Below are 23,999 nucleotides of genomic sequence, written 5' to 3' on the forward strand. Positions count from 1 at the left end.
CATCGAACGAGCACCCCGCAAATCGACACGTCCGGCGAATTTTCTTCTGCGAATCCCTAGCCCGCGAGGTGCCGCCTGGTGAACTCGTTGACCAGCCGCGGATTCTCCGATTTCGACATGTGCCCGCAACCAGCGACTTCATCACCTGGTGGTCAGATGCGAGTCGGAGCTGTTCATCCCACATCTGCACCCCATGCGCGCCGGGTCAACGACATCGACGTCGACTGACCTCGAACAACAACCGGGCCGGGCGGGCGATTTCTCGCCCACCCGGCCCGGTTGTTGATTCAGCGGCCCTTGCGTTCGCGGAGCTTGGTCAGCGCTTCCTCCAGGATGGCCATCCCGTCGGCGTCACTGCGCCGCTCCTTCACGTACGCGAGGTGGCTCTTGTACGGCTCGTTTCGCCGCGCCTCGGGCGGATTCTCCTGGTCCAAGCCCGCCGGCAGTCCGCAGCGCGGGCAGTCCCATTCCTCCGGCACCTCGGCGTCCATCGCGAACGACTGCCGGCTGTGGTGCCTGTTGGCGCACCAATAGTCGACCCGTTTGCGCGGCGCGGCTTCCCCCCGCTCCGACTCGCCTACCGTGGGGCCCGAGCCCACACGAGTGCCGCGAATGGCGTTACCACCAGTCATCCATCCTCACCCACCAAGCGGCCCGAGGTCATCGACCGGCTAGGAGCCGGGTCGATCAACCGATCTTGATCAACAGGCCGACTCCGATGATGGAGATGACCCAAAGCGCCATGACGAACAACGTCATCCGGTCGAGGTTCTTCTCCGCCACACTGGAACCGGCCAGGTTGGACTGCATACCGCCGCCGAACAGCGAGGAGAGACCGCCGCCCTTGGCCCGGTGCAGCAGCACCAGCAGCACCAGCAGCACACTCGTCACGATCAACATGATCTGCAGGAAAAGAGTCATCACGTCCTCGTTCGCACAGCGGTCCGCAACCAAGCGTACCGGGCCACCAACAGCGAGTTGACCACCGTCCACCCGTTTGCTTCCAGGACCGTCTCACACTGCTGGAGCCCGGCGGATCCCAGGGGGTGGACACCACGCCGATCGGGCGAGGAGTGAGGGGCGCCCTCCACCAACTCGCTTGGCCGCGGGCACCCCCACTCCTAGAACATCACGGCAGCGGGCCGCCGGCCGCCATCGCGGAGAGCTTGGCGAACTCGTCGCCGTTGAGGCTCGCGCCACCGACCAGTGCGCCATCCACGTCCGCCTGGCCGATCAGGTCGCCGATGTTGCTCGACTTCACCGAGCCACCGTAGAGCACCCGAACCTCGTCGGCGATCTCCTTGCCGTACTTCTCCGTCAACGCCGCCCGCAGCGATGCGCAGACCTCCTGCGCGTCAGCGGCGGTGGCGACCTTGCCGGTGCCGATCGCCCACACCGGCTCGTAGGCCACCACGACCTGGCGCACCTGCTCGGCCTTGAGGCCCTTGAGCGCGTTGATCAGCTGCGTGGCGCAGTGCTCGACGTGGCCGCCGGCCTCGCGCACGTCCAGCTGCTCGCCGACGCACAGGATCGGCGACATCCCGTGCTTGAGGGTGGCGCGCACCTTCTTGCCGACCAGTTCGTCGGTCTCGCCGTGGTATTCGCGGCGCTCCGAGTGACCGACCACCACGTAGCTGCAACCCAGCTTGGCCAGCATCGGCCCGGACACGTCACCGGTGTAGGCCCCGGACTCGTGCTCGGAGATGTCCTGCGCGCCGTGCTTGAGCAGCAGCTTGTCGCCGTCGATGAGGGTCTGCACGCTGCGGATGTCGGTGAACGGCGGGAGCACCGCCACCTCGACCTTGGCGAAGTACTTCTCCGGCAACGCGAAGGCGACCTTCTGCACCAAGGCGATCGCCTCCAGGTGGTTCAGGTTCATCTTCCAGTTGCCGGCGATCAGTGGCTGCCTGGCCATGTTCAGCGCTCACCTTCCAGGACGGCCACTCCGGGCAGTTCCTTGCCTTCCAGGTATTCCAGCGACGCACCGCCGCCGGTGGAGATGTGCGAGAAGCCGTCCTCGGGCAGTCCGAGGGTTCGCACCGCGGCGGCCGAGTCGCCGCCGCCGACGACGCTGAACGCGTCGGAATCCACGACGGCCTGCGCGACACCGCGGGTGCCGTCGGCGAATGCCGGGAACTCAAACACCCCGGCCGGGCCGTTCCAGAACACGGTGGCGGAGTCGCGGAGGATCCCGGCGAACAGCTCGACGCTGCGTGGCCCGATGTCCAGGCCCATCCAGTCGGCCGGGATCGCGTCCGCGGCCACGACCTGCTTCTCCGCGTCAGCGGCGAAGCGGTCGGCGGCCACCACGTCCACCGGCAGCACCAGCTTGTCGCCGTGGCTGGCGAGCAGCTGCTTGGTGGACTCGATCTGGTCCTCCTGCAGCAGCGAGTTGCCGACGTTGTGGCCCTGCGCGGCCAGGAACGTGTAAGCCATGCCGCCGCCGATGAGCAGCTTGTCGATCTTGGGCAGCAGCGCCTTGATGACGCCGAGCTTGTCGGAGACCTTCGAGCCGCCGAGCACCACGACGTACGGGCGCTTGGGGTCGCCGGTCAGGGTGCGCAGCACCTCGACCTCGGCGAGCACCAGGCCACCGGCGTAGGCGGGCAGCCGCTTGGCGACGTCGTAGACCGACGCCTGCTTGCGGTGCACGACGCCGAAACCGTCGGAGACGAAGGCAGCGTTCGGGCCGACCAGCGCGGCCAGCTCATCGGCCAGCGCGCCGCGCTCGGCGTCGTCCTTGCTGGTCTCGCGGGCGTCGAAGCGGACGTTCTCCAGCAGCGCGACCGATCCGTCGGTCAGGCCCGCGACCACGGACTTCGCCGAGTCGCCAACCAGGTCGGTGGCCAGGGCGACGTCAGCGCCGAGCAGCTCGCCGAGCCGCCGCGCGACCGGGGCCAGGGAGAACTTGGGGTCCGGCTCGCCCTTCGGGCGCCCGAGGTGCGCGGTGAGCACTACCTGTGCACCGGCCTCGGTCAACTTCCGGACGGTCGGCAGGGAGGCGCGCACCCGGCCGTCGTCAGTGATCTTCTCGCCGTCCAGCGGCACGTTCAGGTCGGCGCGCACCAGAACACGCCGACCCCGAACGCCCTCGGACAGCAGATCGTCGAGGTTCTTCACGTCTGCTCCTACGCAGTTATGGAAAAGGCCCGCACCAGCCGGGGTCTGTCGAACGGCTCATGCGGGCCTTCAGAGTCTCGCCCTGGCAAGCGGCGAAGCCGCTTAGCCCATCTGCGCAACTGGCATCGTCGGCGGTTCCTCAGAAGCTTTATCGCAAGGACAGCCCCGACACGACGTATTGGTCATACGTGTGCCGGGAATCCCGCAGTCACTTCTGGGATTGCGCTACCTGCACCGCTACGCAAAACGAGCATGGAACCCTCAGGAGAGCTTCTTGGCGACCAGGTCGACGAGGTCGGCTAGGCGGTTGGAGTAGCCCCACTCGTTGTCGTACCAGCCCACGATCTTGACCTGGTTGCCGACGACCTTGGTCAGCGGCGCGTCGAAGATCGTCGAGTGCGGGTCGGTGACGATGTCGCTGGAGACGATCGGGTCCTCGTTGTACTTGAGGATGCCCTTGAGCTTGCCATCGGCGGCAGCCGTCTTGAACGCCTCGTTGACCGAGTCGACCGAAACGTCCTTCTGCACGGTCGCGGTCAGGTCGGTGACCGAACCGGTCGGCACCGGCACCCGCATCGCGTAGCCGTCCAGCTTGCCGTTGAGCTCCGGCAGCACCAGGCCGATGGCCTTGGCCGCACCGGTGCTGGTCGGCACCACGTTGACCGCGGCGGCGCGGGCGCGACGCAGGTCCTTGTGCGGGCCGTCCTGCAGGTTCTGGTCCGCGGTGTAGGCGTGGACCGTGGTCATCAGGCCCTGCTCGATGCCGAAGGTGTCGTTGAGCACCTTCACCATCGGGGCGAGGCAGTTGGTGGTGCAGGAGGCGTTGGAAATGATGGTCTGCGAGCCGTCGTACTTGTCGTCGTTGACGCCCAGCACCACGGTCAGGTCTTCGCCCTTGGCCGGGGCGGAGATGATGACCTTCTTCGCGCCACCCTCGTCCACGTGCTTGCGGGCGTCCGCGGCGTTGGTGAAGAAGCCGGTGGATTCCACGACGACGTCGACGCCCAGGTCTGCCCACGGCAGCTTGCCCGGGTCGCGCTCGGCGAGGATCTTGATGAGCTTGCCGCCCACCTCGATGCCCTCACCGGTGACCTTCACCTCCTGGTCGAGGCGGCCGAGGATGCTGTCGTACTTGAGCAGGTGGGCCATGGTCGCGACATCGCCCAGGTCGTTGGCGGCCACGATCTCGATGTCGTGCTCACTGGCGGTCGCGGCCCGCCAGAAGTTCCGCCCGATCCGACCGAAGCCGTTGATACCTACGCGAACGGTCACGCCGATCTCTCCTCGTGACTGACCCGGCCGCCGACGCGGCGGGTGAGGTTGATGGTCTCGACATCACCCTATCTGCCAGCGGGTCCGTCGCACGCGGGCGGGCGAGCGGCCTCACCCTCGGCGAACCGCCATATCTCCCAGCAGCCGCAACAGGCCCTCAACCAACGGCGACAACCTCCGCATCAGTGCAGGTGAACGCGCCGCGAACCGGCCGGATCCTCGATCTTGTGACTGTCGCACCCGTGATCGGCATCTCTGCAACGGTTCTGGATTCGGTGCCCCCATCCGCTCAATGGAAATCGGAACCTCGATTTTCATTGAGATCGCGGAGGTCAGGCCTCCGCCTCCAGCATCTCGGCCGTCACCGCGGACTCGGTGTCCGGCACACCCAGCTCCCGGGCGCGCTTGTCGGCCATCGCCAGCAGCCGGCGGATCCGGCCGGCCACCGCGTCCTTGGTCATCGGCGGGTCCGCCAACTGGCCGAGCTCCTCCAGCGATGCCTGCCGGTGCGCCAGCCGCAGCCGCCCCGCCACCGTCAGGTGGTCCGGAGCCGTCGGGCCCAGCAGCTCCAGCGCCCGCTCGACCCGCGCGGCCGCGGCGACCGCGGCGCGCGCCGAGCGGCGCAGGTTGGCGTCGTCGAAGTTCGCCAGCCGGTTGGCCGTCGCCCGCACCTCACGGCGCATCCGGCGCTCCTCCCACGCCAGCACGCTGGAGTGCGCACCGAGCCGCGTCAGCAGGGCGCCGATCGCATCACCGTCGCGGACCACCACCCGGTCCGCGCCGCGCACCTCGCGCGACTTCGCCGCCACGCCGATCCGCCGCGCGGCACCGACCAGCGCCAGCGCCGCCTCCGGCCCGGGGCAGGTGACCTCCATCGACGAGGACCGGCCCGGCTCGGTCAGCGAGCCGTGCGCGAGGAAGGCACCGCGCCACGCCGCTTCGGAATCGCAGGCGCCGCCGGAGACGACGTGCGCGGGCAGGCCGCGCACCGGACGACCGCGCGGGTCGAGCAGCCCGGTCTGCCGGGCCAGGCCCTCCCCGTCCTTGACCACCCGCACCACGTACCGGGTGCCCTTGCGCAGCCCGCCGGAGGTGATCACGTGCACGTCGGAGGTGTGCCCGAACAGCTCGTGGACCTCCTTGCGGAGCCGGCGCGCCGTGGAGCCGCTGTCCAGCTCGGCCTCGATCACCACCCGGCCGGCGACGATGTGCAGCCCGCCGGCGAAGCGCAGCAACGAGGAAACCTCAGCCCGTCGGCAGCACGTCTTCGTCACCGACAACCGGCTCAACTCGTCCTTGACGGCCGCGGTCATCGCCACCGGTCCGTCCTCCTCTCCAGTGCGGCGCGCAGGCTGGCCGCGAGCGCCCCCGGGTCGTGCCGTCCCGGCACGGCCGGCGCGGCGATCTTGTCCAGCAGAGTCTGCGCACCCATTCCGGCCGCCGCAGCGCGGAGCCGATCAGGGGTTGGCGCCGAGTCGGCGTCGGCCAACACCGCGTCGACCCGCAGCCGGGGTGCGTGCTGCGAGAGTACGTCGAGGTGCTGTTCGGGTGAGAAGCCCGCCGTCTCCCCCGGTTGTGGGACGAGGTTGAGCACCACAACGCGGCGCGCGAGAGTGGTCACCAACGCCTCGTGCAGCTCCGGGACCAGCAGGTGCGGCAGCACGCTAGTGAACCAGGAGCCGGGGCCCAGCAGCACCAGATCGGCGTCCAGCACCGCCCGAACGGCCTGCGGGCAGGCAGCCGGTTCCTCGTTGCCGTTCGCGTGCAATCGGACCTGTTTCACTCGTCCGGGCGTACTGGCGATCGCCACCTGCCCCCGGATCGTGCGTACCGCTTCCGGGTCAGAGTCCAGCCCGACGACGTCGGCGGCCATGTCCAGCGGCACCGTCGACATCGGTAGCACCCGGCCCCGCACGCCAAGCAGCCGGCAGGCGTGGTCGAGCACCTCGACCGGATCGCCGAGCACTTCTAGCAGCCCGGCCAGTACCAGGTTGCCGACCGCGTGCCCGGCGAGGGCCCCGCTGCCTCCGAAGCGGTGCTCGAACACCGTCGACCACAGCTGCGCGTCGGCGTCGGTGTCGGCGAGCGCGGCGAGCGCCTTGCGCAGGTCGCCGGGCGGCAGCATGCCCAGCTCGCGGCGCAGACGGCCGGACGACCCGCCGTCGTCGGCGACTGTCACCACGGCCGTCACATCGGAGGTGATGCGGCTCAGCGCCGACAGCGTCGCCTGCAGGCCGTGCCCGCCGCCCAGCGCGACCGCGCGCAGCGGGGCGCTCACTCGCGCCCCAGGTCCCGGTGCACCGTCTTGACCATCATCCCGTCATCCTCGGCCAAGCGGCGGGCCAGTTCCTCGGCCAGCGCCACGCTGCGGTGCTTGCCTCCGGTGCAACCCAGCGCCAGCGTCAGGTACCGCTTGCCCTCCCGGTGGTAGCCGGCCCCGACCAGCCGCAGCAGCTGCTGGTAGCTCTGCAGGAACTCCTCCGCGCCCTCCTGGCCGAGCACGTAGTTGCGGACCTCGTCGTCGAGGCCGTTGTACTCGCGCAGCTCCGGGATCCAGAACGGGTTCGGCAGGAACCGGCAGTCCATCACCAGGTCGGCGTCCATCGGCAGCCCGTACTTGTAGCCGAAGGACAGCACGGTCAGCCGGGTGCGGGTACTGGCCTCGGTGCCGAAGGCGTCCTCGATCTTGGATCGCAGCTGGTGCACCGACAGGCTCGTGGTGTCCAGCACCAGGTCCGCCTCGGAGCGCAGCTTGGACAGCAGCGACCGCTCCGCGGCGATCCCGTCGGCCAGCCGGCCCTCGCCCTGCAGCGGGTGGCCGCGACGCACCTGCTCGAACCGGCGGATCAGCACCTCGTCGGTGGCCTCCAGGAACAACACCTTCGGCTTGTAGCCGCGGGCGTCCAAGTCCTTGATCACCGCCCCCAGGTCCTCGGTGAACGCGCGGCTGCGCACGTCCATCACGACCGCGACGCGGGTGACCGCGCCGCTGGAGCGCGCCCCCAGTTCCACCATCGTCGCGATCAACTCCGGCGGCAGGTTATCCACCACGAACCAGCCCAGGTCCTCCAGGCATTTGGCCGCGGTGCTGCGCCCCGCTCCGGACAGGCCGCTGACGACGGCGACCTCGATGCCCGACTGCTCCTCAGTCACTGCTCTCCCCTTCAGCGTTGTCGGCGCCGGGCGCTGCCCGGTCGTCCGGCACCGGGCGTCGCCCGGTTTCCGCGTCGGCCGCCAGCGCCGAGTGCACGGTCTCGGCGGTGCGGCGGCCGATCCCGGGGACCGCGGCGATCTCGTCCACCTCGGCCTGGCGCAGTTTGCGCACCGAACCGAAGTGCTTGAGCAGCGCCGTGCGGCGGGTTTCGCCCAATCCCGGAATCGCGTCCAATGTGGAGCTTGTCATGCGCTTGGCGCGCTTCTTGCGGTGGTAGCTGATGGCAAAGCGGTGCGCCTCGTCTCGGACCCGTTGCAGCAGGTAGAGCGCCTCGCTGCTGCGGGGCAGGATCACCGGGTCCGGGTCGGCGGGCAACCAGACCTCCTCCAGCCGCTTGGCCAGCCCGATGACCGCGACGTCGGTGATGCCCATCTCCGTCAGCGCGTCGGCGGCGGCGTTGGCCTGCGGCGCGCCGCCGTCGATCACCAGCAAGTTCGGTGGGTACGCGAACTTGCGCGGGCGGCCGGTTTCGGGGTCGATCGCCGCGCCGACGGGACCCGATCCGGTCTGCTCGGCAGGGGTCTCGGCCTTCGCCGTTTCGCTGAGGTAGCGGTGGAAGCGGCGGCGCACTACCTCGTCGATGGAGCCGACGTCGCCGCCCTCGGCACCCTCTCGGACCCCGAAGCGGCGGTACTCGGACTTGCGCGGCGCGCCGTCCTCGAACACCACCAGCGACGCCACCACATCGCTGCCCTGCACGTGGCTGACGTCGATGCACTCGATCCGCAGCGGCGCGGTGTCCAGCGCCAGCGCCTCCTGGAGTTCCTGCAGCGCCGCCGAGCGGGCGGTCAGGTCGCCGGCGCGGCGCAGCTTGTACTGCTGGAACGCGTCCTTGGCGTTGCGCTCGACGGTCTCCATCAGCGCCCGCTTGTCGCCGCGCTGCGGCACCCGGAGGCTGACACGGCTGCCGCGCAGCTCGCTGAGCCAACCGGCGATCACGTCCGAGTCGTCGGGCAGCTGCGGCACCAGCACCTCGCGCGGCACCGGGCTGCCCCCGGCGTCGGCCTGGTCGGCCAGCGATGCCTGCTCGCCGTAGAACTGGGTGAGGAACTGCGAGGTGAGTTCTGAGTTGCCGGTCTCCGTGCCATCAGCATTGGCGACCTTGTCGATGACCCAGCCGCGCTGGCCGCGCACCCGGCCGCCGCGGATGTGGAAGACCTGCACGGCGGCGGCGAGCTCGTCCTCGGCGAAGGCCACCACGTCGGCGTCGGTGCCGTCGCCGAGGACCACCGCCTGCTTCTCCATCGCACGCCGCAGGGCCTCCAGGTCGTCGCGCAGCCGGGCGGCGCGCTCGAACTCCAGCTCCGCGGACGCCGCCTGCATTTCCTTGTCCAGCTTGCGCATCAGCTGGTCGGTGTGCCCGGCGAGGAAGTCGCAGAAGTCCCCGACGATGGACCGGTGCTCGCCGGCGGAGACCCGGCCGACGCACGGCGCCGAGCACTTGCCGATGTAGCCGAGCAGGCAGGGGCGGCCGATCTGCGAGTGCCGCTTGAATACCCCGCCGGAGCAGGTGCGCGCTGGGAACACCCGCAGCAGCAGGTCGAGCGTCTCGCGGATCGCCCACGCGTGCGCGTACGGGCCGAAGTAGCGGACGCCCTTGCGGCGCGGGCCGCGGTAGACGTGCAGCCGCGGGAAATCCTCGTGCAGGGTCACCGCCAGCACCGGGTAGGACTTGTCGTCGCGATAGCGGACGTTGAACTTCGGGTCGTACTCCTTGATCCAGGAGTACTCCAGCTGCAACGCCTCGACCTCGGTGCCGACGACGGTCCACCGCACGCCGGTGGCGGTGGTGACCATCTGCCGGGTCCGCGGGTGCAGCCCGGCGAGGTCGGCGAAGTACGACGAGAGCCTGCTGCGCAGGCTTTTCGCCTTGCCGACGTAGATCACTCGGCCATCGGCATCGTGGAACCGGTACACGCCGGGGGCGTCCGGGATCGTGCCTGCTGCTGGTCGGTAGGTGGACGGATCGGCCACGCCTCCACCCTACGTGCGCGGGCCGACTGACCGGATCTCGGTGCGCCGCTCACCGCGGGCGCCCCGGCAGGGCACACTGGGTGGTGCTTTCGATGATCGCTGCAAGCCGGGATCCGAACCTTGCCGGGAGGTCAGCCGTGAACGACGAGAACACCCACCCCGACCGCGCGATGCTGTCCGAGGTCGGCCCTGGTGTGCACGCGTGGGTCCAGCCGGACGGCTCCTGGTGGATCAACAATGCAGGGGCGGTGCTTGGCGACGACGGCATCGTGCTGGTCGACACCTGCGCGACCGCGCAGCGCACTCGCCGGTTCCTGGACGCGGTGCGCGCCGCGGGCGGGGACGCGCCGATCCGGTTCGCGGTGAACACCCACCTGCACGGCGACCACACGCACGGCAACGCCCTGCTGCCCAATTCGACTGTCCTCATCGGACACTCCGCGACCCGCGCGGGCATCCTGTCGGACACGCTGCTCACGGACCTGCCGCCGCTGTGGGAACCGGTGCCGCAGTGGGGCATCACCGAGCACCGCGCGCCGACGGTGGTGCTGGAGAATTCGCTGACCTTGCACAGCGGCGACCGCCGGGTCGAGCTGCACCACCCCGGGTACGCCGCGCACACGCCCGGCGACGTGGTGGCGTGGGTGCCGGATGCCGCGGTGCTGTTCACCGGCGACCTGATCTTCCACGGCGTTACGCCGCTGGTTTTCATGGGTTCGGTCGAGGGCGCGCTGAAGTCGCTGGACTGGCTGGCCGGTTTCGCGGCGGCGAAGGTGGTGCCGGGCCACGGCTCGATCCTGACCGGCCCGTCGTTCCCTCGGGTGCTGGAGGACCACGCCCGCTACTACCGGTTCGTCCTGGACACGGCCCGCCAGGCCCGCACCGACGGCCTCTCGCCGCTGGAGGCGGCCCAGCGCTGCGACCTCGGCGAGTTCGCAGCGTGGCCGGACCGCGAACGCATCGTCCTCAACTTGCACCGCGCCTACGCCGACGCCGACGACACCGATCTCGACATCGCGGCGGCGTTCGCCGACGCGATCACCTACAACGGCGGCCCTCTCCGCTGCGCGGTGTAGCGAACTTTTCGCCGGCGAAGGGCATCTTCGAGCAACCGAGTTGCCCGACTTCTGCCCTTCCCCTCCCCGAAGCCACGCATTGGACAGGCACGAATCGGGCATCCCGCCGACCAGACCGCGTCGGAGGTTCCGCCACGCACCGCCACGCAGAACGAGTCCGGAAACCGCCGCTACAAGGGACGGACGAGGCGGTCGGCGACTGGCGCGAGGGTCACCGGTAGCGCCGGGAGCGTCTGGTACCAGTAGGCGACTGACGAGACGTCGTCGGAGCGCTTGTTGGCGTGCCCGTGCTCGATGGTCGCCTTGATGGACTTCTCGAACACCACCGGGTCTTCGACGTGGAAGCGGTAGTAGGACACCTGCCCGCTCCAGTTCGGCCCGCCCGGCATGGTCAGCCCGTGGTAGGGCGCCTGGTACTGCTGGGTCGGGCACCACGCGGTGTTGAAGTAGTCCTCGGTGCCGGTGCCGTGCAGCCGCGGCGGCCAGGGCTCGCCGTCGATGAAGAACATGTCGTCGCCCTCGCCGTACCAGTTCCAGTCGGTGGTCTGGCGGAGGTTGTGCACGTTGAGCACCGTTCCGACGTAGTGCCCGCGGCCCTCGGCCTCCAGCAGGACGTAGTTGCCCGCGCCGTCGGTGTTGGTGCCGCCGAAGAGGAACTCCTCGTTGCTCTGGTCGCCCTGCCCGACTCCGTCGGTCGGGTTCTGCCGCCGCCACTGCGCGTGGAAGTAGCCCAGCTCCGGGTCGGCCTCGCCGTAGGTCTCGTAGTCGATGTAGTAGTAGAACGTCACCGGTTTGACGCTCATCTCGCTGATCAGCTCGAACCTGGCACGCCCGGCGAAGGGCATCGCGAACCAGCAGTTGAAGCCCTTGCCGTCCTGCGGGCTCATCTGCAGCGGCGCGGACGCGAAGTTGCCGCTGCGGCCGTGCCCCATGCCGAAGAAGTCCCCCAGCGGCACCAGCACGGCAGGGTGCTGCGAGTCGTCCCAGGTGATCTTCAGGACGAGTCGGCGCAAGTAGTCGCCTTCCAGCTCCGCCGGTTTGCCCACGTGGTCGACGGCGACGGTGCACCAGATGTGGGTGATCACGCCGGGGCCGGCGATGTCGGCCAGCACCCTGGTCTCGCCCGGCTCGACGCGCATGTTGTCGGTGTTGCCGCCGGTGCGGTCCCAGCTGGACACCCGGCCGCGCCGGGTTTCCCGCAGCCTGGGCAGATCCCGCAGGCTGCTGCCGAATTTCCCGTATCCGGACACGATTCCTCCCCAGTGGTAGCGACTTCGCTCCTGATCACGTTCTACCACCCAGGGGCGGCAGGACGGGCGCTTTCACCGATCTGCGCGCAGATTCACCGCGCTTGTTGGACTTCGCGCGACACTGGCGCGAAAGTGACTCCCCGCCAGTGGAATCGGTCGATGACGAAGAGGCTGGGCCGGTAGTAGTCGTCGGATTTCCGCCAGCTCCATGATTCGGCGGTGAGATCGTCGCCGTCCAGCATCACCGCCGCCGGGAGCAGTCCCCTTCCCTCCGGGCCGGGATCGCCGCCCAGCAGTTCCTGGATCAGGCGCGGCGATTCGGGCGGTGAGCCGCCGTCGTAGACCTGCACCGCGTTCAACTGGGCATCGCCGGCCAGGGAGCAGCCGATCACGAGCACCGCGTCGGGACGGCCGTCGCCGGTCACGTCCTGGAACTGGGCGTGCTGGACCGGCTTGGGCAGTCCGGGGTCCGGGTCGCAGCCCCGTTCGGCCAGCACCTGCGGCCAGTCGGCCCCGCCGAGCGGGCCGTAGGGATCCGGTCCGCACATCCGCGCCGCGGAAGGCGTCGCCGTTGCGCAGTCGCGCACGTAGGCGTCCCAGGTGAGGAACTTGGCGCCCGGGGAGGACAACGTCGAGAACACCAGCGCGGAGTCGCCGAGCCGGTATTGCACCGCGCCGCTGCGGTAGACCCCGCGGGTCTCCAGGATTCGCGCGATCTCGCCGGGGTCATCGATGTCCACCGACGTCCCGTCGTCGGTGCTGCCGTCGTCGACGACCAGCGGTGTCGACATCAACGACCGCACCTCGCCGGCCCGGTCCTGGCAGGCCATGTCGTGCATGCCTTGCAGCACCATGACCGCCTGATCGCTGAGCGCGCCCGGCGGCAGGTCCCGGATTACGAGGTTCGCGGGTCGGCAACCGCCGCGCGACTCTCCCGGTCGCAGGAAGCGCGTGCCCACCTCGCGATCGAAGTTCTCCAGCAGCGGCGGGTAGATCTCGGCCACCGTCTCCAACGGGGCCGTGTAAGCGCCGACCGCCGCCAGCCACTCGCCGGACATCGTGAACGTCCACACTGGACCGCCGATCGCGAACACGTCCTGCTCGCCCGCTGTTACGTCGGTGGTGGTGAACAGCGCCGACACATCGCCGAACCACGGGCGCGCGATCTTCGTCCAGGCCTGTTCGCCGCCGTCGACCGGGCGGTGGCAGTTGCCGGCCGACCGCAGCGCGTCCTGCACCTGCGCCACGCGCTCCCGGTCCACCCGGACGACCGCCACCTGCACCGGCGTATCCGCGTCGAGAACGTAGCTCGTGAAACCGGCGGAGCTCGTCGTGCGGAACTGCTGGATCGCCGGTACCGGCGCGCAATCCTGCACCGCCGCGAGGAAGCTGTTCCGGTCCAAGCCGCCCTCCCGTGACCGGAAGCGGCCAACGCCTGCGGCGGGCAACAACTCGGCCAGCTGCTGTGGCGATAGCTCCGGTACCTGATGGCGTTGCGGTGAGTCGTCTTTCGGCCAGCTCCACCAGATCCCCGCCGCCACGCCGAGCACGACGATGCCGACGAGGGCCAGCGCCCGCAGTCCGTACCTCGCGCCGCTCATCCGCAGCTGCCCGCGGGATTCTGCGCCGGGTCCGGGAAGCTCCAGCCGTCTCGGCCGCTCCAGTTGAACACCGACCCGTAGTGGTCGCTGACGCCGCTCATCTCGAACTCGCCGTCGGCGGGCTTTGCGGTGTAGGTCTGCGGCTTCCCGTCGATGACAAGGTCGACGTCGATCACCCAGCGGTAATGGCCCCGGGCGGCGCGCGATTCGACCTGGAACACGACCGTCTCACCGTCCGCGAGCTGCTGGGCCTGGTCGGCGAAATACGGCCCGCCGAGCTTCCCTCCGTCGAGAACCCGAGCTAACGGGTGGAATTCGTCCAGGTCGAACCCGATCTTCTCAGCCGGGAGACCGCCCTGCGGCGGGATGCAGAACAGGGTCCCGTCGATGTTCGGCTCGCGGCTGAGGATCCGGGCGTGCATGTTCGTGATCACCACGTCGCGGGAGCGCGCGCCCTCGATGGTCACGGTGGTGCCGTGCACGCCGACCTTCACGCTGCGCCGCAGCGCCGGCGAGTCGGACAGGAACTGCTCCGGGGCCCCGATTTCCGCCGCCTGCTGCCGCGGGACCACCTCGGGCAGCGCGTAGCTGTGATCGTCCAGCTGGCCGCCGTCCGAGCTCGCCCACACCAGCACTGGCGGTCGGGACGCATCCCGCGCGGCGTTCCACAGCGCGGGCGCGGCGATCCCGGTCAGTGCGGCAACGAGCCCAACGACCACGAACGCCGGGCCGCGCAGCAGGCGCTGCCACCACCTGCGTCGCGGTGGCGGGGCAGGTGATTCAGGCTCCGCCGCTGATTCCGTCTCCGCCAAGCGCCGCCTCCTCGGCTACGCCCAATATTCACGAGATCACCCAGCGTACCGAGCAGCCGAACGCCTGTGGCTAGATTCGTCCTATTACCGTTGCCGCAGCGGCGAAAGTCGCCCGATGCGAGCAACGCGGCCCTCAGCGCTCCGGGGGCGTGTAGTTCTCGATGCGGCGCAGCAGGTTCCGGATCCGGGCCGCGTACAGCGGGGACAGGGCGTAGCCCGGGTAGCTGGCGAACCAGCTGGCGCTGCCCAGGCTGACCGCGTCGGCGCCAGCCCAGAAGTACTCGCGGCAGTCGTCGAAGCTGCGGATGCCGCCGGTGGCGATGATCGGCAGCGTCACCTCGGCGTCGCGCAGTTCCTTGACCACGCGCAGGCCGATCGGCTTGATCGCGCGACCGGAGAGCCCGCCGAAGCCGTTGTTCAGCAGCGGCTGCCCGGTGTTCGGGTCCAGCCGCAGGCCCTTGACGGTGTTGATCGCGGTCAGCGCCGACACCCCGTGCCGGGCGGCCAGCCGGGCGTGGCCCAAGTAGTCGTAGTCCGGCGACAGCTTCAGGATCACCGGGTGGTTGCTGCGCGGCACCGCCTCGGCCAGCACCGATTCGATGATCTGGTTGAAGTCGAAGTTGACGTTGTGGCAGGAGACGTTGAACTCGACCGCGGCGATCTCGCCGACCGGCACCGCGGCGTTGACCTTGTCGACCAGCGTGACGAACTCCTCGGCGGAGAAGCCGCCGATGGAGATGATGGTGTTCTGCTCGCGGGTGCGCGGGTAGTAGTCGCGCAGGTAGGCGTCGATGCCGACGTTGCACCAGCCGAAGGCGTTGAGCCAGCCGCCGTCGACCTGCCGCAGCGCCTGCCCGTAGCGCTTGATCAGCGAGGGCAGCTCGTGCAGCGGCCACACGTCGCGGGTGGTGAAGTGCCCCTCGCGGGGTTCGACGGTAACCGTGCGGGTGGTGACCGCACCGAACCGGGCCAGCGACACGAACTGCGAGATCGGGCTCATACCGTAGGGCACCAGCTTGGTGTTGGCCACGCCGTAGCCGAGCAGGCTGGACGAGGTCACCAGGCGGTTGCGCAATCTGATGTCGCCGAGCCGCACGCCGAGCTCGGACGGGACGTCTCGCACCAACCGAAGGTTGCGCTCCTGGGCCACGCTCACGATCTCCTCCTACCCGACGTCTCCACGCCGTCGAGTCCATTGTCCCTCACCCGCAGCGGTGCATGGCCTCGGGTTCGCACGTTCAGTACGTGCGAAGGGTTGTCATTTGAACATGGAACTTGTTCGATGAAACACATGGAAAGTTCGGAACGCAGGTTGGCGATCATCGAGCGGCTGCGGCAGGCGGAGCGGGTGACCGTCGCGGAGCTGGCCGAGGCGACCCGGTCGTCGGAGATGACCATCCGCCGCGACCTCGACCAACTCGCCGAGCAGGGGGTTGCGCGGCGGGTCCGCGGCGGCGCGGTGAGCTTCCTGCGCGGGCACTCCGCGCCGTTCCCGGTCCGCGAGCGCGACGAGGCGGCGCTCAAGCAGCGGCTGGCCGCCGCCGTCGAGGAGCTGATCGCGGATTGCGAGTCGGTGATCATCGATTCGGGCACGACGACGCTGGAAGTCGCCAAGCGGCTCGCCCACCGCCGGATCACCGCGATCCCGCTCGACCTGCACTCGGCGAACGCGCTGAGCAACGCGCCGCAGGTCGACCTGCTGATGCCGGGCGGGCGGACGAAGCCGGGCGAGCTTTCGTTCACCGGTCACCTCACCGAGGCCTCGCTACGCGCACTGCGGGTTGACACCGCGATCCTCGGCGTCTGCGGCTTGTCCGCGAAGCACGGCCTAACCGCGCACGACCTCGAAGAGGTGCCGGTGAAGCAAGCCGCGGTATGCGGGGCCCAGCGCGTCGTCGCGGTCTGCCACGGCGCGAAATTCGCCCGCACCGGCCTGGGATTCGTCTGCCCGATCACCGATCTCGACGTGGTCGTCACCGACCGGTCCGCCCCGGCGGAAGCGCGCGCGGAACTGGCGGCGGCGGCCGTGGAGGTGCGCGTTGTCTGAGGCCACCGAGGAGACCGTCGCGGTCCCCCGGCAGGCCCGCTGGGCCATCACGGCCTACTTCGTGATCACCGGAGCGGCGCTAGGCACCTGGACCGCGCGGATCCCGGCGATCAAGCAGGACCTGGGTCTCGACGACGCGCGGGTGACCCTGGCGCTGTTCGCGGTCGCGGCGGGTTCGGTGCTGGCGATGCAGATCGTCGGGCACCTGGCCGACCGCCTCGGCAGCGCGCGGGTGCTGGGCCCGGCCGGGATCGCGATGGCGGCGAGCCTGCTGCTGCCCGGCTTCGCGGCAAGCCTGCCGGTGCTGGTGATCGGGCTGCTGGTGTTCGGCGCCGGGCACGGGGCCGTCGACGTGGCCATGAACACCCAGTCGCTGCAGGTCCAGCGGCGATACGGGCGGCCGATCGTGAGCACCTTCCACGCGATGTTCAGCGTCGGCGGCCTGCTCGGCGCCGGAGCCGGCGCGCTCGCGGCGCACGCGGAAATCGGCGTGGGCATGCATTTCGCGCTAATTGCGGCCGCGCTGGGCGTGGTGTCGGTGATCGCGCGGCGCGGCCTGCTGCCGCCGGAGGAGCGCGTTGCGAGCAGTTCGGTGCGGCAACGCGGGATTTCGCCGGGGATCGTGTTCCTGGGCGTGCTGGCGTTCTTCTGCTCGCTCGGCGAGGGCTCGATTGCGGACTGGTCGCCGCTGTACCTGCACGACGTGCTGCTGGCCAGCCCGGCGGTCGCGGCGACCGGCTACGCGGTTTTCTCCGCGATGATGGCCACCTTCCGCTTCCTCGGCGACTTCCTGGCCGCCCGGCTCGGACCGGTCGTGCTGGTGCGGGGCTGCGGCGCGATCGCGGGGGTCGGCTTGGGCGGTGCGCTGCTGCTGCACCACCCGATGGCGGCGCTCATCGGGTTCGCCCTGTTCGGCATCGGCCTGTCGTGCATCATCCCGCAGGTGTTCAACGCGGCGGGCAATCGCGACCCCAGCCGCAGCGGTCGGGATCTGGCGCAGGTCAGCACGCTCGGCTACGGCGGTCTGCTCGCGGGTCCGGTGGTGATCGGCCTGATCTCCAGCTGGACGGACCTGACCGTCGGCCTCGCGGTCCCGGCGGTCCTCGCGCTCTTCCTCGCCCTCTCCGCCCCGGCGGTCCGCCCCCGCTGAGCGAAGTTTCGATTGAAACTGCGGATCATGATTCGGTGGCAGCTGATCATGGCGAGCAGGTGATGCCCGACCAGCCGGTGCATGAAGCCCCCTGAAGTCTCACAACGCCGTTATAAAACGCTGTCACAAACCCAGCTTCAAGACTCCAGGGGGCCCGCGCAGCGGCTCACCTGGCCGCGGCCACCGCCGCGTCGCACAAGGCGTGCGCCTCGTCGACCGCCTCGACGAGCGTTGTCGCGGTCAGCCCGGCGACGACCCGGTCGATGTCGCGCAGCCCCGCCCGGGTCAGCAGGCGCTTCTCGTTCGTCACCCACTCGCCGCGGGCCGCGAGGACCGCGTGCGCCGCCTGGCAGGCGGCTTGGGCGATCATCCCGGCCGTCTCCGCGAGCCGACCGTGCGCCGCATGGTTCGCGCGGGCGTAGGCCAACACCATGGCCGCCTGCCCCCACCAGACCGGCGGCGCGGCCTCGCGGAGCGCGTCCGGGTATTGCGGGCGCGGCAATTCCCCGTGTAGCACCCGGTTGATGGCCAGCTCGGCGACCACCAGATAGCTGGGGATCCCGGCGAGGTGGAACATCAGCGGCTGCCACTGGAAGCGGCCGGCCCGCGCCTCGGCGAGCTCGTGCTCCACCACGTCCAGGTCGCGGTAGTGGACGTCGACGTGACGCCCCTCGATCTGCAGCCATGCGCCGCCGTTGAACACGCCGCCGCCCCAGTCGCCCAGTTCGGAGACCTCCCCGGGCCAACCGACGTCGCGCAGGTCCTGCGGATCGAACCGGCCGCGGTAGTAGATCGCGAAATCCCAGTCGCTTTCCGCGCGGTGAACCCCCTGGGCGCGCGAGCCCCCGAGGGTCACCGCCCGGACCCCGGGCAACCCGGCCAACCGGTCTGCGACGAGAGCTTCGAATTCGGCATCTTCCAGCACAAGAATCAGACTCCTCAGGCAACGTAAGCAGGATCGGCGGGCCGGGCCGGTTCTGCCCGCCACAGGCGCGAAAACGCCGGGGATGCGCTACCCGGCGAACCTTCGGTCGCCGTCAGAAGTCCATGATCACGAGATTAGCGGCCGTGCTCAGCCGACGTGGGTCAGCCAGTGCCGGGCCTGCCCGGCGAATCCGGACTGCGGGAGCTGATCGGCGGTGAGGTGCTGATCACGGGCGGCGGCCAGCAGGGCATCGACCTGGCGACCCGCTGCCTGGCCCGCCCGGGCGAGGCGGTGCTGGTCGAGGACCCCACCTACACCGGCGCGGCATGCTGCCCGACGCGTTCCGCGACGTGGTCCCCCTCCACCGGCCCGCCTTCGCCTACGCGCAGGCGGTGCACAACCCTCAGCCGACCGCCGCCACCGCGACCACCTGCACCCTCCGCTTCGCCCCGAGCCCGTAACTCCTCGACCAGGCCGTCGCCGCCCTCGCCCGGACCTGGGCAAAGTGATCCCTGCCCGGGCCTCCCGCCAGGGCGGACGACCGGGAATGCGGGCTCGGCGCATCCGCTCATCGGTGCGGCTTCGGGTCGGGCGCCTGCCCTGCGCTCGGGATTGTTCGAGAGAATCCACCGGCAGCCTTGCAAGACGCTGCGCACCATCGATCGAGGAGAACGCACGTGAGCATCGAGAAGCCGAAGGTCGAGCGGCCGACCGGGAACCCCCCGGCCGACCTGCAGATCGAGGACATCACGGTCGGCGACGGCCAGCAGGCCGTTGAAGGCACCGTGGTGGACGTCCACTACGTGGGCGTCTCGCACAGCACCGGCTCGGAGTTCGACGCGAGCTGGGACCGCGGCCAGCCGCTGCGCGTGCAGCTCGGCAAGGGCCAGGTCATCGCGGGCTGGGACAAGGGCCTGCAGGGCATGAAGGTCGGCGGCCGCCGCAAGCTCACCATTCCGCCGCACCTCGCCTACGGCGACCGCGGTGCCGGCAACGTCATCGAGCCCGGCGAGACGCTGGTCTTCGTCTGCGACCTGGTCGCGGCCAGCTGACGACCGCGGCCCGCGACCGGTGTTGCGCGATTTCGCACGCAATCGCCGCCTCGTGCGTCGCGGGCCGCAGCCGGTCAGCCCATGCGGAGGCGGCGGACCGGCGGTAGCAGGAACTGCTAGACCGCCGCGCCGGTTAGCGCCACTCCCCCGGCGATCAGCGGCGGAAGCACGAACGAGCTGGTCAGGCCGGTGAGCACGCCGATCAGGATCGGCGAGACGATCCCGGCAATGTTCGCGGCGGTGTTCTGGATGGCCGCCGAGCGAGCCGACGTGCCCCGGGGTTGGCGCGAAGCCGGCGGGCAGCGCCCACACGCTCACCGCGGCGAACGTGCCGCAGAAGTACGACGCGGACAGCGCGGCCAACGCCATCCCCATCGACGGGGAGAACCCGTCAGCGCGATCACCGGGTGCCCAGCAGACCGCCGAACAGCGGGATCTTGCACCCTGCGGGATTCGCTGGAAGCCGAGGGGCTGCTGGCATCCCGGCGGCGCGGGGTGTTGGTCACCGGGCTCACCGAGGACGACATCGACGAGCTTTCGAAGTCGATCGTCAGTTGGCGGCGGAATCGGCCTGGCGGCGGAGTTCGCGGAGCCGGCGCATCGCGGTGATCGCCTGCTCGCCGTCGACGGCCTGGATCGCCATGATCGGCACGTACTCGTCCTCAGGCAGCTCCAGCCGGGCCCACGAGGCACCGTCCGGGAAGCTGAAGGCCTGCACCAGCGGCCACGAGTAGCGCTGGGTGCCGATGATGTTGCGGATCTCCACCCCGTCGGCGTCGGCGCGCAGCCGGGGCCGGGTCAACAGCATCACGCCGGCACCCAGCAGCGCGCCCAGCAGCACCATCGACACCTGGTCGGACACCGAGAAAAACGCGCCGGTCGGGGTGTTGCGCAGCAGGAGGCCAGCGACCGCGAACACCAGCACCAGCGCAACCGCGATCGGGATGGCCACCCGCCGCACCTTCCGCGGCCGGACCTCCACCCGCTGCGCACTCACAGGAATCCTCGCTCTCCGTCCCAGCCGCGCAGCTCCCGCAGCACCAGTGCCGTCTCCAGCGCCGCCGCGGTCGCCTCGAAGCCCTTGTCCTCCACCGAGTCGTCGAACCCGGCCCGCTCCTCGGCCTGCCGCATGGTGTCGCAGGTCAGCACGCCATTGCCGATGGCCGTCGACTCGTCCAGCGCCACCCGGGTCAGGCCCTGGGTGACCGAGTCGCAGACGTACTCGAAGTGCGGGGTGCCGCCGCGGATCACCACGCCGAGCGCGACCACCGCGTCGTGCTGGTGCGCCAGTTGCTGGCAGACCACCGGGAGCTCGATCGAGCCGGGCACCCGCACCACGGTCGGCTCGGCGATGCCCGCCTCCTTCGCCGCCGCCAGCGCGCGGGAGAGCATCTGCTCGACGAGCCGCTCATGCCAGCGGATCGCGGCGATTCCCAACCGCAGGTCGCCCGCTTTCGGCACGCTGATCCGCGCCCGTCCCTCGCCACTCATGCCGTAACTCCAGTCTCGCCATTGATCGAGGAGTCCTCGCCATCGTCGAGATTGTCCAGCACATGGCCCATCCGGTCGCGCTTGGTGCGCAAGTAGCGGATGTTCTCCGGGTTCGGGCGGATCGGCAGCGGCACGCGGTCCACGGTCCGCAGCCCGTAGCCCTCCAGCCCGACGCGCTTGGCCGGGTTGTTGGTGAGCAGCCGCATCGACTTCACGCCCAGGTCGCACAGGATCTGCGCGCCCTGCCCATAGTCGCGGCTGTCGACTGGCATGCCCAGCGCGACGTTGGCGTCCACGGTGTCCGCGCCGTCGTCCTGTAACTGGTAGGCCTGCAGCTTGTGGATCAGCCCGATGCCGCGGCCCTCGTGTCCGCGCATGTAGAGGACCACACCGCGCCCGGCCTCGGCGACCTTGGCCATCGCCGCGTCCAGCTGCGGGCCGCAGTCGCAGCGCAGCGAGCCGAGCACGTCGCCGGTCAGGCATTCGGAGTGCACCCGCACCAGGATGTCCTCGCCGTCTCCGATCTCGCCGTAGACCAGGGCCAGGTGCTCGATGCCGTCGATGGTGCTGTCGTAGGCGAAGGTGCGGAACGTGCCGTGCTCGGTGGGGATGCGGGCCTCGGCGACGCGCACCACCTGCTTCTCGAACCGGCGGCGGTAGGCGATCAGGTCGGCGATGGTGATCAGCGCCAGGTCGTGCTCCTCCGCGAAGACCTCCAGCTCGTCGCGGCGCGCCATGTCGCCCTCGGACTTCTGGCTGACGATCTCGCACAGCGCACCGGCCGGGCGCAGCCCGGCGAGCCGGGAGAGGTCCACCGCGGCTTCGGTGTGCCCGGGGCGGCGCAGCACGCCGCCGTCGCGGGCGCGCAGCGGCACGACGTGGCCGGGCCGGGTGAGGTCCTTGGCGGTCGACTCCTCGCCGGCCAGAATGCGCAGCGTTTTCGCGCGGTCGGCGGCGGAGATGCCGGTGCTCACACCCTCGGCGGCGTCGACCGTGACCGTGTAGGCCGTGCCCTTGCGGTCCTGGTTCCAGTAGTACATCGGGGGAAGGTCGAGGCGGTCGCAGTCCTCGCCGGGGAGACCGACGCAGATGTAGCCGGAGGTGTAGCGGACCATGAACGCCACAAGCTCGGGCGTCGCCTTCTCCGCGGCGAAGATCAGGTCGCCTTCGTTCTCGCGGTCCTCGTCGTCGACCACCACCACCGGGCGCCCGGCCGCGATATCGGCCAACGCGCGCTCGATGCTGTCGAACTTGTTCGTGCTCACCGTGTTCGCAACCTCGTCTTCGGGGTTCATCACCGCGCCTCCCTGACGCCGCCATTGTCCCCCGAATGGGCCTGCGCACCATGGTCCTGGTGGACCAGTTGCGCTGCGGCGAGCCGTTCCAGGTGTTTGGCCAGCACATCAACCTCGATGTTCACTTCGTCACCCGGCTCGCGCCGACCCAGCGTGGTCAGCTCCTTGGTGGTGGGGATCAGCGCGATGCTGAACCCGGTTTCGCCGGCCTCAACCACCGTCAGCGATACCCCGTCGACGGTGATCGAGCCCTTCTCCACCAGGTAGCGGGACAGGCGTTGCGGCAGGTCGAAACGGGTGAGCCCGTCGGCGTCGGTGCCGCGCAGCACCGCGGTGCCGTCGACGTGGCCCTGCACGATGTGCCCACCGAGCCGGTCGCCGAGCGCCATCGCGCGCTCCAGGTTGACCCGGTCGCCCGGCGCGATGCCCTTAATCGAGGAGCGGCGCAGCGTTTCGGCCACCACGTCCACGGTGAACCGCCCGTCTCCCACCGTCACCACGGTGAGGCAGACGCCGTTGACCGCGATCGAATCGCCGTGCTTGGCATCTTCGGTCACCACCGGCCCCGCGATGGTCAACCGGCTGCCGTCGGCCAACGGCTCGACCGCTTCGATGGTGCCGAGCTCCTCGACGATCCCGGTGAACACTGCTGCCTCCTAGCGATACCTGCTCAGCGGCCCAGCGGGACCGCGCTGACCCGCACGTCCGGACCACTCATAGTCGTCTCTTCGACATGCAACCGCCATGCCTGCGAGATGCTTCCCACTCCCGCCTCGCCGAGCGCGGCCGGTCCGGCCCCGAGCAGCAGCGGGGCGATGTAGGCGAGCACCCGGTCCAGGCACCCCGCCGCCACGAACGCACCCGCCAGCCGCGGGCCGCCTTCCAGCAGGACGTCGACGATGCCGCGGTCGGCGAGGGCGGCGAGCACCGCGGCCGGGTCGCCGCCGGGCAGCTGGATCGTTTCCGCCGCGTCGTCGAAGACCTTTGCGCCACGCGGGATCTCGCGGTCGCCGACGACGACGCGCAGCGGCTGCCGGGCCAGCAGCGTGCCGTCCGGCGCGCGGGCGGTCAGTTGCGGATCGTCGGCGAGAACCGTGCCGGTGCCCACGACGATCGCGTCCACCCGCGCGCGCACCCGGTGCACCTCGGCCCGGGACTCGGCGGAGCTGATCCACTTGCTGGTGCCGTCGGCGGCGGCCGAGCGACCGTCCAATGTGGCCGCGTACTTCCAGGTCACGTGCGGCAGCCCGGTCCGGGCGAAGTGCAGCCAGGCCCGCAACGGCCCCCGCTGCACCTCGTCGGCCAGAAGTCCGCTGTGGACATCGATGCCCGCGCCGCGCAGCACTTCGGCGCCACCGGCGGCCTGGGGATTGGGGTCGGAAACCGCGTGCACCACGCGCGCGATCCCGGCCGCCCGCAGGGCATCCGTGCACGGCGGCGTCCGGCCGGTGTGCGAGCAGGGCTCCAGCGTGACCACGGCGGTGCCACCGGCAGCGCGCTCCCCCGCTGCGCGGAGCGCGACGACTTCCGCGTGCTGCCCGCCCGGCGGCTGCGTCGCACCGACGCCGACGGACTCGCCACCGGCATCCAGCACCACGCAGCCCACCGGCGGGTTGGGGCTGGTCGTGCCGCGCACCTGCTCGCTCACCGCGAGCGCGGTGCGCATCGCCTGTTCCTCGGCACGAGCGACCATCGCTGTCCCTCCCATCCCCGCGATTTC

At 70.2% G+C, this 23,999-nt stretch carries 24 protein-coding genes; 5 read left to right on the forward strand and 19 right to left on the reverse strand.

Features of this window, described 5'->3' with window-relative positions; genetic code table 11:
- Nucleotides 1–287: 287 nt before the first annotated feature.
- The 9 genes from ACWDKQ_RS12795 to uvrC all read right to left on the reverse strand — a co-directional run bounded on the left by ACWDKQ_RS12795 (nt 288) and on the right by uvrC (nt 9,580).
- Complete coding sequence (locus ACWDKQ_RS12795) at nt 288–632, reverse strand: RNA polymerase-binding protein RbpA (RefSeq protein ID WP_450138914.1); 345 nt, start codon at nt 630–632, stop codon at nt 288–290.
- A gap of 55 nt (nt 633–687) precedes the next feature.
- The gene (gene secG / locus ACWDKQ_RS12800) at nt 688–921 is read right to left on the reverse strand and encodes a preprotein translocase subunit SecG (protein WP_010310736.1); all 234 of its coding nucleotides are present in this window, start codon (nt 919–921) and stop codon (nt 688–690) included.
- A gap of 208 nt (nt 922–1,129) precedes the next feature.
- On the reverse strand, nt 1,130–1,915 hold the full coding sequence (tpiA, locus tag ACWDKQ_RS12805; RefSeq protein ID WP_450138915.1) for a triose-phosphate isomerase: 786 nt from the start codon (nt 1,913–1,915) through the stop codon (nt 1,130–1,132).
- A 2-nt stretch (nt 1,916–1,917) separates the two neighbouring features.
- A complete protein-coding gene (locus ACWDKQ_RS12810) occupies nt 1,918–3,120 on the reverse strand; it encodes a phosphoglycerate kinase (protein WP_450138916.1) in 1,203 nt (400 codons plus the stop codon).
- 261 nt (nt 3,121–3,381) lie between these two features.
- Entirely contained in the window at nt 3,382–4,392 is a 1,011-nt protein-coding gene (gene gap / locus ACWDKQ_RS12815; RefSeq protein ID WP_450138917.1) for a type I glyceraldehyde-3-phosphate dehydrogenase, read from the reverse strand.
- Between the two features lie 332 nt (nt 4,393–4,724).
- Entirely contained in the window at nt 4,725–5,711 is a 987-nt protein-coding gene (gene whiA, locus ACWDKQ_RS12820; protein ID WP_450138918.1) for a DNA-binding protein WhiA, read from the reverse strand.
- Complete coding sequence (locus ACWDKQ_RS12825; protein ID WP_450138919.1) at nt 5,702–6,670, reverse strand: gluconeogenesis factor YvcK family protein; 969 nt, start codon at nt 6,668–6,670, stop codon at nt 5,702–5,704. Before ACWDKQ_RS12825 ends, whiA begins: the two co-directional genes overlap by 10 nt.
- On the reverse strand, nt 6,667–7,545 hold the full coding sequence (rapZ, locus tag ACWDKQ_RS12830; protein WP_450138920.1) for an RNase adapter RapZ: 879 nt from the start codon (nt 7,543–7,545) through the stop codon (nt 6,667–6,669). Before rapZ ends, ACWDKQ_RS12825 begins: the two co-directional genes overlap by 4 nt.
- Entirely contained in the window at nt 7,538–9,580 is a 2,043-nt protein-coding gene (uvrC, locus tag ACWDKQ_RS12835; protein WP_450138921.1) for an excinuclease ABC subunit UvrC, read from the reverse strand. Before uvrC ends, rapZ begins: the two co-directional genes overlap by 8 nt.
- Before the next feature lie 92 nt (nt 9,581–9,672).
- On the opposite strand from uvrC, the gene ACWDKQ_RS12840 reads away from it, so the two are divergent.
- Nucleotides 9,673–10,656: an MBL fold metallo-hydrolase gene (locus ACWDKQ_RS12840; RefSeq protein ID WP_450138922.1), complete on the forward strand. Its 984-nt coding sequence runs from the start codon at nt 9,673–9,675 to the stop codon at nt 10,654–10,656.
- 170 nt (nt 10,657–10,826) lie between these two features.
- Here the strand turns inward: ACWDKQ_RS12840 and ACWDKQ_RS12845 are convergent, their stop codons facing one another.
- The 4 genes from ACWDKQ_RS12845 to ACWDKQ_RS12860 all read right to left on the reverse strand — a co-directional run bounded on the left by ACWDKQ_RS12845 (nt 10,827) and on the right by ACWDKQ_RS12860 (nt 15,475).
- Nucleotides 10,827–11,906: a glycoside hydrolase family 172 protein gene (locus tag ACWDKQ_RS12845; RefSeq protein ID WP_450138923.1), complete on the reverse strand. Its 1,080-nt coding sequence runs from the start codon at nt 11,904–11,906 to the stop codon at nt 10,827–10,829.
- 92 nt (nt 11,907–11,998) lie between these two features.
- On the reverse strand, nt 11,999–13,507 hold the full coding sequence (locus ACWDKQ_RS12850) for a hypothetical protein (protein WP_450138924.1): 1,509 nt from the start codon (nt 13,505–13,507) through the stop codon (nt 11,999–12,001).
- A complete protein-coding gene (locus ACWDKQ_RS12855; RefSeq protein WP_450138925.1) occupies nt 13,504–14,319 on the reverse strand; it encodes a hypothetical protein in 816 nt (271 codons plus the stop codon). Before ACWDKQ_RS12855 ends, ACWDKQ_RS12850 begins: the two co-directional genes overlap by 4 nt.
- A gap of 133 nt (nt 14,320–14,452) precedes the next feature.
- Nucleotides 14,453–15,475 (reverse strand): dihydroorotate dehydrogenase, encoded by a 1,023-nt coding sequence (locus ACWDKQ_RS12860; RefSeq protein ID WP_450138926.1) that lies wholly within the window; start codon nt 15,473–15,475, stop codon nt 14,453–14,455.
- 135 nt (nt 15,476–15,610) lie between these two features.
- Between ACWDKQ_RS12860 and ACWDKQ_RS12865 the strand changes: the two genes are divergently transcribed.
- Both ACWDKQ_RS12865 and ACWDKQ_RS12870 read left to right on the forward strand, forming a co-directional pair.
- Nucleotides 15,611–16,366, forward strand: a complete 756-nt coding sequence (locus ACWDKQ_RS12865) for a DeoR/GlpR family DNA-binding transcription regulator (RefSeq protein WP_450138951.1) — start codon at nt 15,611–15,613, stop codon at nt 16,364–16,366.
- Entirely contained in the window at nt 16,359–17,516 is a 1,158-nt protein-coding gene (locus ACWDKQ_RS12870; protein WP_450138927.1) for an MFS transporter, read from the forward strand. The genes ACWDKQ_RS12865 and ACWDKQ_RS12870 overlap by 8 nt, the downstream gene beginning before the upstream one ends.
- Before the next feature lie 166 nt (nt 17,517–17,682).
- On the opposite strand, the gene ACWDKQ_RS12875 is transcribed toward ACWDKQ_RS12870, so the two are convergent.
- Nucleotides 17,683–18,438, reverse strand: a complete 756-nt coding sequence (locus tag ACWDKQ_RS12875; protein WP_450138952.1) for a nucleotidyltransferase domain-containing protein — start codon at nt 18,436–18,438, stop codon at nt 17,683–17,685.
- Between the two features lie 329 nt (nt 18,439–18,767).
- Here ACWDKQ_RS12875 and ACWDKQ_RS12880 point away from each other — a divergent pair, with 329 nt between their 5' ends.
- Both ACWDKQ_RS12880 and ACWDKQ_RS12885 read left to right on the forward strand, forming a co-directional pair.
- Nucleotides 18,768–18,902 (forward strand): hypothetical protein, encoded by a 135-nt coding sequence (locus ACWDKQ_RS12880; protein WP_450138928.1) that lies wholly within the window; start codon nt 18,768–18,770, stop codon nt 18,900–18,902.
- Between the two features lie 216 nt (nt 18,903–19,118).
- A complete protein-coding gene (locus ACWDKQ_RS12885; RefSeq protein WP_450138929.1) occupies nt 19,119–19,493 on the forward strand; it encodes an FKBP-type peptidyl-prolyl cis-trans isomerase in 375 nt (124 codons plus the stop codon).
- 550 nt (nt 19,494–20,043) lie between these two features.
- Here ACWDKQ_RS12885 and ACWDKQ_RS12890 read toward each other — a convergent pair.
- The 5 genes from ACWDKQ_RS12890 to ribD are packed head-to-tail and all read right to left on the reverse strand — an operon-like array spanning nt 20,044 to nt 23,972.
- Entirely contained in the window at nt 20,044–20,490 is a 447-nt protein-coding gene (locus ACWDKQ_RS12890) for a PH domain-containing protein (RefSeq protein ID WP_450138930.1), read from the reverse strand.
- The gene (ribH, locus tag ACWDKQ_RS12895; RefSeq protein ID WP_450138931.1) at nt 20,487–20,984 is read right to left on the reverse strand and encodes a 6,7-dimethyl-8-ribityllumazine synthase; all 498 of its coding nucleotides are present in this window, start codon (nt 20,982–20,984) and stop codon (nt 20,487–20,489) included. Before ribH ends, ACWDKQ_RS12890 begins: the two co-directional genes overlap by 4 nt.
- Complete coding sequence (locus tag ACWDKQ_RS12900) at nt 20,981–22,279, reverse strand: bifunctional 3,4-dihydroxy-2-butanone-4-phosphate synthase/GTP cyclohydrolase II (RefSeq protein ID WP_450138932.1); 1,299 nt, start codon at nt 22,277–22,279, stop codon at nt 20,981–20,983. The genes ribH and ACWDKQ_RS12900 overlap by 4 nt, the downstream gene beginning before the upstream one ends.
- A complete protein-coding gene (locus ACWDKQ_RS12905; protein ID WP_450138933.1) occupies nt 22,279–22,926 on the reverse strand; it encodes a riboflavin synthase in 648 nt (215 codons plus the stop codon). The genes ACWDKQ_RS12900 and ACWDKQ_RS12905 overlap by 1 nt, the downstream gene beginning before the upstream one ends.
- Before the next feature lie 23 nt (nt 22,927–22,949).
- Nucleotides 22,950–23,972, reverse strand: coding sequence for a bifunctional diaminohydroxyphosphoribosylaminopyrimidine deaminase/5-amino-6-(5-phosphoribosylamino)uracil reductase RibD (gene ribD, locus ACWDKQ_RS12910; protein WP_450138934.1), 1,023 nt, complete (start codon nt 23,970–23,972; stop codon nt 22,950–22,952).
- Nucleotides 23,973–23,999 lie beyond the last annotated feature (27 nt).

The organism is Saccharopolyspora sp. NPDC000995 (assembly GCF_053599315.1).

What these genes read in the sequence shown, in the direction of transcription:
- ACWDKQ_RS12880 (WP_450138928.1), top strand. Translation starts at nt 18,768, where the DNA reads ATGCTGCCCGACGCGTTCCGCGACGTGGTCCCCCTCCACCGGCCCGCC.
- ACWDKQ_RS12865 (WP_450138951.1), top strand. Translation starts at nt 15,611, where the DNA reads ATGGAAAGTTCGGAACGCAGGTTGGCGATCATCGAGCGGCTGCGGCAG.
- ACWDKQ_RS12795 (WP_450138914.1), bottom strand. Translation starts at nt 632, where the DNA reads ATGACTGGTGGTAACGCCATTCGCGGCACTCGTGTGGGCTCGGGCCCC.
- ACWDKQ_RS12840 (WP_450138922.1), top strand. Translation starts at nt 9,673, where the DNA reads ATGATCGCTGCAAGCCGGGATCCGAACCTTGCCGGGAGGTCAGCCGTG.
- ribD (WP_450138934.1), bottom strand. Translation starts at nt 23,972, where the DNA reads ATGGTCGCTCGTGCCGAGGAACAGGCGATGCGCACCGCGCTCGCGGTG.
- tpiA (WP_450138915.1), bottom strand. Translation starts at nt 1,915, where the DNA reads ATGGCCAGGCAGCCACTGATCGCCGGCAACTGGAAGATGAACCTGAAC.
- ACWDKQ_RS12850 (WP_450138924.1), bottom strand. Translation starts at nt 13,507, where the DNA reads ATGAGCGGCGCGAGGTACGGACTGCGGGCGCTGGCCCTCGTCGGCATC.
- ACWDKQ_RS12900 (WP_450138932.1), bottom strand. Translation starts at nt 22,279, where the DNA reads ATGAACCCCGAAGACGAGGTTGCGAACACGGTGAGCACGAACAAGTTC.
- ribH (WP_450138931.1), bottom strand. Translation starts at nt 20,984, where the DNA reads ATGAGTGGCGAGGGACGGGCGCGGATCAGCGTGCCGAAAGCGGGCGAC.
- secG (WP_010310736.1), bottom strand. Translation starts at nt 921, where the DNA reads ATGACTCTTTTCCTGCAGATCATGTTGATCGTGACGAGTGTGCTGCTG.